The organism is Psychrobacter sp. K31L (assembly GCF_017942195.1).
Classification (GTDB): Bacteria; Pseudomonadota; Gammaproteobacteria; order Pseudomonadales; family Moraxellaceae; genus Psychrobacter; species Psychrobacter glaciei.
The window spans coordinates 191,829-205,197 of sequence record NZ_JAGKSC010000003.1 but is presented as its reverse complement, the minus strand read 5'-3'; the positions used below and the strand labels follow the sequence as shown (position 1 = coordinate 205,197).

Below are 13,369 nucleotides of genomic sequence, written 5' to 3'. Positions count from 1 at the left end.
TTATCTCATTTTTATCACCATTTTTAACATGAAGACACGGCTTAATAAATAAGACAGCAAAAAATCATGAGTATTCAGAACGAAGTTAAAGATTTTATTATCCCGATTGACAGAAAAATTCAACAGATTGATATAAAATCTCAGTACATTGATTTAGCCGCGCCCATCCACTTATCTGGCCAAGTCAATATTGCTAATCTGCTGACCAAATATGCAATAAATACCCAACAGCCCATAGAGCAATCAATGTTGCAAATTGGTGTTGATGAAGCAGGGCGTGGCCCATTGTTGGGTAGTGTCAATGTCGCGGCGGCAATACTGCCTATGACTTGGGCAGGACTGATTGAGGCGCAACCATTAAAACACACGCCTTTATCTATATTGACGGATTCTAAGCAGTTGAGCGAAAAAAAACGCGATATTCTTTATCCGTTGGTGCAACAGCATGCCATAGGTTTTATCATCGCTGACATTCCAGCAGCAGTCATCGATCAGGTCAATATTTTACAAGCAACGATGCTCGGTATGCGCTTATGCACGGAAGTGTTGTTGGAGACTATTGCCAAACATATGGCTATCTCTATGATGCAATTTGAGGTTTTGTTTGATGGTAATCGCTGCCCTGATATAGACTATGTGATGCTGGCCAAGTTAGGTATAGAAATCTCTGCAATTGACTGTCAAGCATGGGTAAAAGGAGACGCACGTCATACCAGCATTGCTGCAGCCAGTATACTAGCAAAAGTTAGCCGTGATACCGCCATGTATATGCTTGATACTGAGTACCCAGAATATGGTATTGCCAAGCATAAAGGCTATCCGACCAAAGCGCATATGGAAGCAATTGAAAAATATGGTGTGTTGCCAGCGCATAGACGTAGCTTTGCACCAGTGCGAAAAGCGCTAGACAATTGATATTAATCAAGAATAGCAAGTTATTAAAATAGTCTAAGTGTAAAAGACTAATGGAATCTAAAAATAGAAACTACTTACTGTGCTGGTAAGTAGACGGGTTTTTGATAAAATAACGAGCGAAAGTTTATAAATTGTAATACAATATATTTTCGTTAATATAAAATCCTTTTAAATCAATAACTAATATTTAATTCTGGGTTTTATTTTTGCTAGTAAGTTATATAAATATTACTATTTTATAGGATAAGAGATGACGGCTAATACTCCTCAAAAAAACCTTGCTGCAGTGCTTTTCTTGGCAGTGTTTTTAACGGCCTGTGGCGGTGGTAGCGACTCTGACAGCAGTGCTACGTCCAATGATTCACCAAGCCAATCACAAGAAGTCATTTCAGAACCAATAACTTCGGCACCAGTAACGGCGACGCCTGATGATCAGGACAATGAACCAACCAATAATGTCTCTGTCAATACAAGCGACGAGCCTACTGAAAATAACGCGCAAGCAGCATTAAGTGCTAATAACCAATTTAGTCTTGCAAGAACCAGCTGTGGTCTAGGCGGTTTGTCTATGGATACTGCGCTTGATGACATTGCTATTCAGCATGCAAACTATATTAAATATGTATTTGCCAATAGCTCACCAACCAGTTTTAATGCACATGTTGAAAATAAAATAAGTGATATTGCTAGTGTGACAGGTAGCAATAATCCGTTTTTTGGTGGGCTAAGCTTTACTGATCGATTATTGAATGCAAACTATCGTAATGCACAATATGGTGCTACTGAAAATATTGCTCAGTCTGCCTATTACAGCTCAGCAGGTGATTTTTTGAGTGTAGATACGGTAGCTACCTCCATGGCCAAGTCATTGTTAGCAGCACCTTACCATCTGCGTTCTTTGATGCTTCCAACTTCAAGTTTGATAGGCACGGGAATGGTTACTTATAAACCTAATGGTAAAAGTACAGCTAATAACCAAGGTTATGTCTTGGTCAGCCATGCTTCAGCGACACAAACGACCAAAGACAAATCAGTTTCAGGTATTTTTACCTATCCATGTCAGGGTATGACTGGAACAGTGACCGCACTATACAACGAGACACCAAACCCTGTTAAAGGTACTGGGCGCAATTTGCGCACTGATCCTATCGGACAACCCGTTTATATTAGTATGCCGTCAGCTAAAAATATTAAGGTTAGTAACATCAATTTTAGAGATACGCAGCGCAACGCAGATATGCCGATTCAGTTAATTGATTTTGATAACGATCCGTATGCCAACACCAATTACGCGCTACCAGCGAACGAAGCTTTTATCTTACCGCTGACCGATGCACTAAAAAGCTGTGAAACCAAGCGCGCGGCAAATCAAAGCCAGCAATGTGGTCTTTATGGCAATACTAAGTATCAAGTGAGCTTTGATATTCTAGTCGATAATAAAACCTTACAAAATAAGTCATTTACTTTTACTACGGGTGAAGTGAATTACTAGTTAATCTGATTGACTGATATTGTAAAACAAGGGCTGAATCAGGTAACTGCTTCAACCCTTGTCATATAAAAAACCTGTAAGACTATTAAAAGGTACAAAAACCTAAAAATAATCTCTCTTAGAATGATGAGTTCGGCTGTTTTAAAAATACTTTTTCGTCACTAGTTGTTTCTCTACCTAGCGTTTTATTACGATGCGGATAACGACCAAACTGATCGATAACGTCTTTATGACGATGTTCAAAGTCTAAAGTAGTCGCGTCATTTAGTTGCTCAAACAACGTCAAATAGCGCTCATGGATAACGGCTGATTCAGAATGCATAAACGGTATAATAGTAAATCGACGCCACTCCATCGGTAACGTGTCAAAATGCGGCTGTTGAATGGCTTCTTGTGCTAATACCACTGCCATACTGTCTTGGGCAAAAGCGCACGCTTGCCCGCGGCATAGATTGCGTGAAAACTGATCTAAGACGATAATTTCTGCCAGACGCCCTGCCAAATTAGTCATTGAGCTATTCACATCATTTTGATTTTCAGACCATCGCCAAGGCGCACATTCACCTTGTTTTGCTGCCTGCCAGATTTTGCCAAACTTATCGTGAATACGCTGATCAAAATCATCATTTTTTGCAAACCAATACTGCTCATTATTTTTATCAAACCAAAAATCCAACACTGCACGTGCATTAGGGTCGAGATGGGTCAAATCAATATTTTTGGATTCAAGTTTGGATAAGTTGGTTTGGCTGGCAGCGCTGGAATAATCGGTTGATAGTGACATAAGATATTCTAATTATGATGGATTTAGTCTACTATAGCGCACTTAATTAGCGATGTCACAATGCTAAGAAAGCACAGTACTAAAAAGCGCTCATACTACAAACAAGCATTGTTATCACAAGCTTTACTACCGCATATACAAGCCATTAGGTTGTCTCTTATGAACTCAACAAAAAATACCAAACCAGTTTCGATGCCAACTTCGATACCAACGCCTTATTATCTGCTCGATGAAGCAGCAATCGTTGCCAATATGCAGATAATTGCGCGACTTTGTGAGTTGTCTGGTGCAAAAGCCTTATTGGCGCTCAAATGCTTTGCTACGTGGGGCGTGTTTGATGTCATGCAACCCTATTTACATGGCACTACTTCGTCGTCACTCAATGAAGTGCGCTTGGGCTATGAGACCTTTGGCAATAATAGCGCTGATAAGAATGATGAAGGGAATGGTAAAGATAAAAAAGAAACGCATGCTTATAGCGTTGCCTATAGCGCTGATGAAATCGATGAAGTATTGAGCTATGCCGATAAGATTATCTTTAACTCTATCTCGCAGCTTAATGCGTTCAAAGACCAAGCTGGCGCAAAAAATATTCCAGTTGGGCTACGTTTAAACCCAAAGACTAGCAACTCATCGTTTATCATCGCTGACCCTGCGCGTCCTTTTAGCCGTCTTGGTGAGCATGATAAAGATAAGATTGCAGCAGTGCTTGCTGACATCACTGGAGTCATGATTCATAACAATTGTGAAAATGACAGTTTTGAGGCCTTTAGTGACAGTTTGACGGATATCGAAGACAGGTTTGGTGACGTTTTAGCACAGCTTGAGTGGGTCAGTTTGGGCGGTGGCATTCACTTTATCGCGCCTGATTATCCACTAGAAAAACTCGCCATGCGATTGAAAGATTTCAGTGAAAAATACGATGTGCAAGTCTATCTAGAACCAGGTGAGGCGAGCATTCATGGTGCTGGATCATTGGTCACGACGGTCTTAGATACGATGCACAACGGAAAAAACCTAGCCGTTGTTGACGCTTCTATCGAAGCGCATATGCTGGATTTGTTGATTTACCGTGAGTCAGCACCCATTGCGGCTATTAACGAAGCGTTGATTGATATTGTGCCTGCCGATATGGCTAAAACAGTGGACATTTCAGACAACACTATTATTTATGGTCGTTCTTGCTTGGCAGGTGATATCTTTGGCGAGTATGCCTTACCTAACCATTTACAGGTAGGCGATAAGATTGCCTTTGGTAATGCGGCGGGCTATACCATGGTGAAGAAAAACTGGTTCAATGGCGTCAATATGCCAGCGATTGTTATTCGTCGTTTGGATGGCAGTATTGATGTGCAGCGTGAGTTTGATTATCAAGATTATAAGGCGAGTTTGTCTTAGTATTCGCCGTTCGATGATGCTTGAGCACAACCAGATTGTATCTTAACCATTAATTATTGCCGAAAAGCCTGCAAAAATTGTTATAATCGCCACGGGCAAAACCAGCTATTTTTGCCCGACGGGTGCGTGGGTTTTCCTCGGTCTTCCTTTTTAATTCACGCATATCATTCACTCGTTTCTGTTTTGACTGGCCATTTCTTAGGCGATGACAGGGACACAAAGGAGGATTGTTGCATTGAATACCAACCAACAAGCTAAGCCCAACAAAAAAGATGTACTCATCATCGGAGCAGGCGGTGTCGCTCAAGTAGTCGCGCATAAATGTGCGATGCATAATGATGTGCTCGGCGAGATTCATATCGCCTCTCGTACTCAAGATAAGTGTGATGCTATTGCGCAAAGTGTCAAAGACAAAGGTAGTTTTAAACAAGCAGCTATTTTGCACACGCATCAAGTTGATGCCATGGACAGCCCAGCACTTATACAGTTGATACAAAATACTGGTGTGCAAATCGTTATCAATGTCGGCTCGTCATTTATCAATATGACAGTGCTAGAAGCCTGTATTGAGACTGGTGTTGCTTATATTGATACCGCTATTCATGAAGACCCACGCAAGATTTGCGAGACACCGCCATGGTATAACAACTATGAATGGCAGCGTAAACAGCGCTGTGCGGACAACAATGTCACGGCGATTTTGGGTGCAGGATTTGATCCCGGCATGGTCAACGCTTACGCGCGTCTTGGCTATGACATGATGGATAAAGGCTCGGTGACTGATATTGACATTATCGATATCAATGCTGGTAGCCATGGTAAGTATTTCGCCACCAATTTCGACCCTGAGATTAATTTCCGCGAATTTACCGGCACGGTCTATTCTTGGCAGGACAGCAAGTGGCAATCTAATAAAATGTTTGAAGTAAAGCGTACTGATGATCTGCCCGTCGTTGGTGTGCAAAATAGCTATTTAAGTGGTCATGATGAAGTGCACTCGTTGTCTGCTAACTTGGATGTGCCCAACATCCGCTTTTGGATGGGCTTTGGTGAGCACTATATTAATGTGTTTACGGTATTACAAAGTTTAGGTCTACTCTCTGAGCAGCCAGTAATGACCGCTGAAGGACAAGAAGTCATTCCGTTGAAAGTGGTCAAAGCAGTGCTACCAGATCCAAGCTCGCTTGCGCCAAATTATACGGGCAAGACTTGCATCGGTGACAAAGTCAAAGGCACCATTAACGGCATCGATACTGAGGTATTTATTTATAATATCTCAGATCATGAAGACGCTTATAATGAAGTCGGTAGCCAAGGTATTTCTTATACCGCAGGTGTGCCACCCGTTGCTGCCGCTATGCTGGTCGCGACTGGCGAATGGGACGCTGGCAAGATGGTTAATATCGAAGAGCTAGATGCTAAGCCGTTTATCAACCTACTCAATAAGATTGGTTTGCCAACACGTATCAAAGATAGCGAAGGCGATAGAGCACTAGCGTTCGACATTTAATACGTTATCTGCATTCAAAAAAAGCCTGTTTAACTTCTCAGTCAGAGAGTTAGACGGGCTTTTTTGTGTGGTCTGTGTCATTTAAATAGAGAGGTGTCTAAAATTGATATCAGCAATGCGTGGTGTATTGATATGACTTTTGACTGACTATATTTAATGAACATCTCATGATTGGGAAGATTATCATTATTTGTATGGTGATTTGCCTATTTGATGTGTTAATTGGTAGCCACGCTTAATAATCATTATCATGGAGTATCTAACAGGCACAAAAAAGCTGAGACATGCTCAGCTTTTTTAATGCTTTCTTGATAGATATTTAAAAACTATGAGCTAGGCTCAGTAGCTTCTTAAAAATTTAGTCATTTTCAAGGAAAGAGCGCAAGTGCTCAGAGCGTGAAGGATGACGCAATTTACGTAGTGCTTTTGCCTCGATCTGACGAATACGCTCACGCGTCACATCAAACTGCTTACCAACTTCTTCCAGCGTATGATCCGTTGGCATATCGATACCAAAACGCATTTTTAGCACACGCGCTTCACGTTCAGTCAAGTTACCCAATACGTCACGGGTAGCTTCACGTAGACCAGCAGACGTTGCATCATCGACAGGACTTGAGATAGTACCATCTTCGATGAAATCACCTAGATGCGAGTCTTCATCGTCACCGATTGGCGTCTCCATAGAGATAGGCTCTTTAGCGATCTTTAATACTTTACGGACTTTGACTTCGTCCATCTCTAAGCGTTCGCCTAATTCCTCAGGCGTCGGCTCGCGTCCCATTTCTTGTAGTAGCTGACGTGAGACACGGTTGATTTTGTTAATGGTCTCAATCATATGCACAGGGATACGGATGGTACGCGCCTGATCTGCGATAGAGCGGGTAATCGCCTGACGAATCCACCAAGTGGCGTAGGTCGAGAACTTATAACCACGACGGTATTCAAATTTATCGACCGCTTTCATCAGACCAATATTACCTTCTTGGATAAGATCCAAGAACTGTAGACCACGGTTGGTATATTTTTTGGCAATAGAAATAACCAGACGTAGGTTGGCTTCGACCATTTCTTTCTTAGCGCGGCGAGCTTTTGCTTCACCAACAGCCATACGGCGTGCCACATCTTTCATGTCGTGGATTTTCATGTCGAGCTGCTGCTCGTAATCCCGAATTTTACGCTGTAATAAAATCACGTCATCGGTGACTTTCTCTAGGGTGCCAGCAAATGCAGGCTTACCTTTGATACGCTCAATGAGCCAATCAACGTTGGTTTCATTACTAGGGAAGGTCTTGCGGAACTCGTCACGCGGCATACGACCACGGCGAATGACCAAACGCATGATTTGACGTTCTTGTTTACGCACGTCGTCATACACGTCATGCATAATAGCCATAACTTGGTCTGACAAGCGGTTGTTTAGCTTGAGCATCATAAAGCGCTCAGCAAGTAGAGCATACGCTGTGTCAGCCTGTACGCTGCCACGGCCATAATCGAGCAAGGCTTGCTTGGCTTTGATAAATAGATTTTCAATCTCTTCTAAACGTAGGCGTACTTCTTCTGGATCGATGCCGCCAGTTTCTTCTTCCTCTTCCTCAGTGTCATCAATATCATCAGAGTCATCGTCATCGAGATCGTCTTTAGCATTGGCTTTTGGCTTGACTGGTGGTGGGTTTTCTTTTTCTTCTTTGATGCGTTCTCTTTCTTCTTTTGCCGCCTCTTTGGCTTCTTGTGCGGCTATTTTGTCTTCTTCGGTTTCAGGATCCAAAAAGCCAGTAATAACATCAGAGAGCTTTTTGTCACCATCTTGTACTTTTTGATATTCATCAAGGACGAATTGTACTGTACCAGGCCAATAAGACATGGCATGCTGCACGTCACGAATACCTTCTTCGATACGCTTGGCAATAACAATCTCGCCCTCACGGGTTAGCAAATCGACCGTGCCCATTTCACGCATATACATACGCACAGGGTCGGTGGTACGACCTGGATCGGTTTCAACTGCGGCTAATACGGCGGCTGCTTCGTCTGCTGCCGACTCATCATCACTCGAATCATCGTTCATCAAGATGTCATCGGCATCAGGTGCAGATTCAAAGATTTTAATACCAACGTCGGTCAGCATTTGCACAATATCTTCGATCTGATCGCTTTCGGTAATAGAGTCGGGCAGTTGGTCATTCACCTCAGCATAGGTTAAATACCCTTGCTCTTTACCCATTTGGATTAAGGTGGCCAGTTGAGATGTGGACTTAGAAACTGACTTATCGTTCATAAATACTCGCTTACTTGCATCGGACATTTTTATATTGTGACGCGCTATCGCTGGCTGGGTGCGTTGATCTTATCAATCGATTGATCAAAATGTGGCGTAGAGGTTGTCAATAATATCAAAAATGAGTGGATATGAATAAAGGCTCAAAACACTACAATAACAGGGCTAAAAAACCACTAAAAAACTGTTAAAAATATATCAAAAATAGTAATACCTAAAAATAATACTTAAAATTCGTGCTTAACGATGCATGCTTATCATCATTTCGTAAGCCATGCCATAATATAGTTAGCAACACAGTTTAACACAGACCAGTGTAATCAAGCACGAGGTAGTGAATGCTCGCTACCATTTTTTACTATCTGCTCAACGATAAAGAAACGGTATGAGCGACTGGCCATAATCATTATTAGTGGGGTCAATCATCATACTTTTAAAGGGCTGGCATTTTATAAAACGTAAATAACACCAAACATTAAGACTGAACCGTGACCATCTGCGCTGATTGTTCGGCTTGCTGTGCACGTAGCCAATCATTTAATAACTGTGACTGCTTACGAACTATTGCCAGCTTAATGTGGTCAGGGTTTTTAATCAAATCTTGCATCTTTTTTTGCAAATGTAGCTTAAGCAATTGCATGACTAAATTTTCGACCAATTCATCAAGGCTTAAAATATTTCTTGCCGTTAACGTTTTATAAAACCCACCCCAACTACGGCTGAGTGTCTCTTGAGTCATCGGCTGTACGTTAGACAATATAAAGTGCGCTGCTGCGTTAGCATCTGTTGGTAGATGCTTTAGGCAACGCTTGATCGTACTAACAATATCCAACAGGTCGGTATCTTGCAGGTCTTCCCAAGCAAGTGGACGCAGGGTATCGCTCGCAGCTTTCTGTTTGATATGCGCAGGCAGCTGTAAGTCACTGATACCTGCTTGTTGCCAAATCGATTCAATAGGGTCTTCGAGTAAGGCGCGCGGTTGGAATAAAAAGCACAGCTGCAACTGCTGGCTGATGGTCATGTCACCATCAAAATCTAGCAGGGCGTCTTTCGCTTCGATGTTTTGACTGCGTTTGCCACCAAGCTTTTGATAAATGTCATTATTCAGCAGGTAACGAAAGCTACTGCCTTTGGGAAGCGCCATGGTTAATGAGCGTACCTGTGACATCAGCTTGGCTTTGCCTTCTACCAAGGTCAAATCGTAGCGTTCGCTTAAGTAGGCAAAAATATACTGTGACAGCGGCATGGCATTTTTGATTTGCTCCCGCATGGCGTCACCGCCCTGACTCTTGATAAAGGTGTCAGGGTCATGATTATTTGGTAAGGTCAAAAACCGCAGCTCTTTATCATCAGCCAGTACAGGCAAAGCAACTTCTAGCGTGCGCCAAGCGGCTTTTTGTCCAGCACTATCACCATCAAAACTCAGTGTGAGGGTTGGGTTGAGGGTTAATAGCCGTGATATTTGGCTCTCATTAATCGCTGTACCCATAGAAGCAATTGCGCCATAGATACCGGCTTGGTAAAGGGCAATCACATCCATATAACCTTCGACCACTAACCAGCTGTCTGCGCGCTGCTGGCGAGATTCATAATAGCCATACAGTACGTGCTGCTTATGAAAAACGGGCGAGTCGGAGGAGTTAATATATTTAGGCTTTACTTCATCATCTAATGCTCGACCACCAAAGCCAATGGTGCGGCCTTGATTGTCTCGAATCGGAAAAATAACTCGATCACGCAATAGATCATAATCGCGTCCGGATTCTGATTGGCGAACCAGACCTAGAGCTTTCAGTCCCTCAATATCCTGCGGAAACTGATGCTCAAGATGCTGCCAACCAAACGGCGCATAACCTAAACCAAAAGTCTCAAAGATGTCTTCCGTGATACCACGCGATAAAAAGTAATGTTTGGCATGCGGGTGGGTCGTCAGACTGTGCTGATAAAACTGCTGAATTTGCTCTAACAGATCGTATAGGTTGCCGTCTTTATCAGAGACACTATTATCACTAGGTAAGCCTGCACCAACATTGGTATCGGTCAACCATGCAGGTGGAGCGCTATCATTAGCTGTATCTTGATAATCGGTGGGATAAGAATCCGTCGGGTAAGGCGCTGAATCGTAAGCGTCTAACGGTGGATAGCCGTCGTAGCTGTTTTCATAGTTATTGTCATAACTGGTGTCATGGATACTGCTGTCATTATAAGTAGGCTGGTCTGCATAATTTTTCTGCTGATAATCAGGCGCTATGCTTGATGGTAATTGCTCATCGGCAGCTGGCTGAAATTTAACGGTTTCAGCCGGCGCACGCGTGGTAGGTTTTATAGCAGGTTGTTTTTTGGTGCGCTGATAACTGACGTTTTGCTGCTCTTCTTTTGGGACTTCAATACCGGTTTGTTTTGACAGTTCATTGACCGCTTCAATAAAGGTTAGGTTCTCATAATCACGTAAAAAACTGATGGCATTGCCGCCGACACTACAGCCAAAGCAGTGGTAAATGTTTTTTTGTGGATTGACATAAAAAGAAGGCGATTTTTCACCATGAAAAGGGCAGCAGCCCTTAAACTCACTTCCAGCACGTTTAAGCGTCGTGTGACGCCCAATAATACTGATTAAGTCAGCTTGGCTATTTAATTGTTCGAGAATGTGGTTTGGAATGCTCATAAGGACGCATATTTTACCACAAGGTCTACATACAATTCATAAATGGGGACTACCGATACCTAAAATAGTTTCAGACTAGGTGAGAAACCGCTTAATTTGTCATGAAATTCGGTGCAAGATTGTAACAGAATTGTGTTAGTGTGTTCGTTTAAACGCTCTCTCACTGCAATGAGCATCCATTTTATAGGGAAGTTATTAAGAGAGCGGTATGAGTTCAATAAGCCATGGAGTGCGCGTACTTCATGAAGATTTGCGTAAAAAACCCTGTCTGCTAATTCTGCTGTAGGTAAAAAACAGTGAAATAATCGGCGCCGTTGGTGACCGAGATCTACCCCATGATAGATAAACATCTGGACGACAGCTAAGGCAGCAGTAGCCGCACCCAAATAGCCATAAAAACACAAACCGCAATGGGATTTGATTATGAACGTCCGTAAAGCCACAGCAGCAGGGTTGGTCACAACCTACCTCATGCTGACAGCGTGTACAACAATGCAGTCCGCGCCGCAAGCAGTACAATCCACGCCGGAAAAAGCCAAAAATGTCATTATGATCATTGGTGACGGTATGGGGCCACAACAAGTTGGTCTACTATTGGCGTATGCCAAGCAAGCGCCAAATTCGGTAATCACCGACGGCACGACAGCCTTTGACCGAATCGCCGCCAACGGCCGTATGGGTATTTCCATGACCCACGCCAACAACAACCTAGTGGTCGATTCTGCCGCTTCCGCCACACAACTGGCAACCGGTCAGCTAGCTGGCGCTGAGATGGTTGGCACAGATAAAGACGGTAATAGCGCAGAAAGCATACTAGAAAAGGCCAAAAAACTAGGAAAATCTACTGGGCTGGTGTCCGATACCCGTATTACTCATGCAACCCCAGCAGGCTTTGCCGCACATCAGAGCCATCGCAGTCTGGAAAATGAAATTGCGGTTGATCTGCTGAACAATAACGTAGATGTCATGTTGTCCGGCGGTCTGCGTTACTGGATTCCTGAATCCGCTAATGACGAGCAATCAGCTGTCCGCAAAGAATTGGAAGTGCTATCAGAAGGTAGCGTCGTTATTAAATCTAAGCGTAAAGACAACCGAAACTTGATCGCCGAAGCACAGCAGAAGAACTATGACCTAGCATTCAATCGCTCACAGATGGAAAAGGCCGACGGCAAGATACTCGGCTTGTTTGCTTACTCAGCGTTGCCAAACGGTATTACCGAGCACCAAACTAAGAATGACACCGCACGCACTATACCAACGCTGAAAGAAATGTCAGAAAAAGCGATTAATTCGTTGTCCAAAAACGACAAAGGCTTTTTCCTGATGATCGAAGCTGGGCAAATCGATTGGGCAGGGCATTACAATGACACTGGCACTATGCTGCACGAAATGCTGCGGTTGAACGAAACACTTAATCACGTATTGGATTGGGCGGAAGGCCGTGACGATACTCTTGTTGTGGTGACTGCTGATCACGAAACAGGTGGCTTTGGCTTCAGCTATTCTGCTAACGATCTACCCCATGGACGTGACCTACCGGGCAATGTGTTCAAAGAGCAACAGTTTCAACCACTCTTCAACTTCGGTGACGTAGCGACCCTCGATAAACTGTACGAGCAGAAGTCCTCCTACGGCGATATCTTCTATAGCCAGTTCGATGCGTTAGAAGTAGACCAGCAAACACCTGCTAGCTTAGCCCGTATTGTAAACGCTGAAACTGGCTTCGATATCACCGAAGCTCAGGCCAAGCGAGTGCTCGCAACCGAAGACAATCCTTTTTACACCGAAGGCCATCCTTATCTGAGCACCAAAACTGTCCCGAAAATGAACGCTAACGGCGCCTTTTTTGCTTACCAAACTGACGACAATCGCCAGAATCTGCTGGCTCGCGAAGTGGCAGAACAGCAAAATGTAGTCTGGGCTACCGGCACCCACACCAATACACCGGTACTAGTATTCACCCAAGGCCCGGGAGACACTACCGCACCCTTTGGTAAGGTGCTGCATCACACAGAAGTAGGTCAACACGCTATTGAAGCATTAGAAGACTAATGTACTAATAACCGCCTGAAGACCTTTTAAATATCTTACCGGCCCTCGATACTTATCGGGGGCCGGTCTACTTTTAATATCTTTATTATCTTCTGCGAACTAAGGATATAGACTCGCTGCGGTTCATGTTGCCCATGTCCTCGATTTCTATAATATTATGCCACTACAGTATGATTGACTTTAAGAAATAAAAAAGTCACGCGATTACATGATGAGGGTTGGAAACGTTGGGCATAAAATGAGGGGACACGTGGAGAGTTTCTAGGCTGAGCTTG

Annotated in this window: 8 protein-coding genes; 5 read left to right on the top strand and 3 right to left on the bottom strand. The window is 43.4% G+C overall.

Annotation, left to right across the window (positions count from 1 at the left end):
- Window positions 1-66 precede the first annotated feature (66 nt).
- On the top strand, window positions 67-915 hold the full coding sequence (locus tag J5X94_RS06365; RefSeq protein ID WP_210540656.1) for a ribonuclease HII: 849 nt from the start codon (window positions 67-69) through the stop codon (window positions 913-915).
- A gap of 250 nt (window positions 916-1,165) precedes the next feature.
- A complete protein-coding gene (locus tag J5X94_RS06360; protein ID WP_210540655.1) occupies window positions 1,166-2,407 on the top strand; it encodes a CAP domain-containing protein in 1,242 nt (413 codons plus the stop codon).
- A gap of 118 nt (window positions 2,408-2,525) precedes the next feature.
- Here the strand turns inward: J5X94_RS06360 and J5X94_RS06355 are convergent, their stop codons facing one another.
- Window positions 2,526-3,191: a DUF924 family protein gene (locus tag J5X94_RS06355; RefSeq protein ID WP_228293182.1), complete on the bottom strand. Its 666-nt coding sequence runs from the start codon at window positions 3,189-3,191 to the stop codon at window positions 2,526-2,528.
- Window positions 3,192-3,350: 159 nt separating this feature from the next.
- On the opposite strand from J5X94_RS06355, the gene J5X94_RS06350 reads away from it, so the two are divergent.
- Window positions 3,351-4,589, top strand: coding sequence for a carboxynorspermidine decarboxylase (locus J5X94_RS06350; protein WP_210540654.1), 1,239 nt, complete (start codon window positions 3,351-3,353; stop codon window positions 4,587-4,589).
- 235 nt (window positions 4,590-4,824) lie between these two features.
- Window positions 4,825-6,099 carry a saccharopine dehydrogenase family protein gene (locus J5X94_RS06345; protein WP_210540653.1) on the top strand — a complete coding sequence of 425 codons (1,275 nt, stop codon included), beginning with the start codon at window positions 4,825-4,827 and terminating at the stop codon, window positions 6,097-6,099.
- Between the two features lie 358 nt (window positions 6,100-6,457).
- On the opposite strand, the gene rpoD is transcribed toward J5X94_RS06345, so the two are convergent.
- Window positions 6,458-8,377: an RNA polymerase sigma factor RpoD gene (gene rpoD / locus J5X94_RS06340; protein ID WP_189584832.1), complete on the bottom strand. Its 1,920-nt coding sequence runs from the start codon at window positions 8,375-8,377 to the stop codon at window positions 6,458-6,460.
- 475 nt (window positions 8,378-8,852) lie between these two features.
- Window positions 8,853-11,042, bottom strand: a complete 2,190-nt coding sequence (locus tag J5X94_RS06335) for a DNA primase (protein WP_210540652.1) — start codon at window positions 11,040-11,042, stop codon at window positions 8,853-8,855.
- A 423-nt stretch (window positions 11,043-11,465) separates the two neighbouring features.
- Between J5X94_RS06335 and J5X94_RS06330 the strand changes: the two genes are divergently transcribed.
- Window positions 11,466-13,094, top strand: coding sequence for an alkaline phosphatase (locus J5X94_RS06330; protein ID WP_210540651.1), 1,629 nt, complete (start codon window positions 11,466-11,468; stop codon window positions 13,092-13,094).
- Window positions 13,095-13,369: the final 275 nt, after the last annotated feature.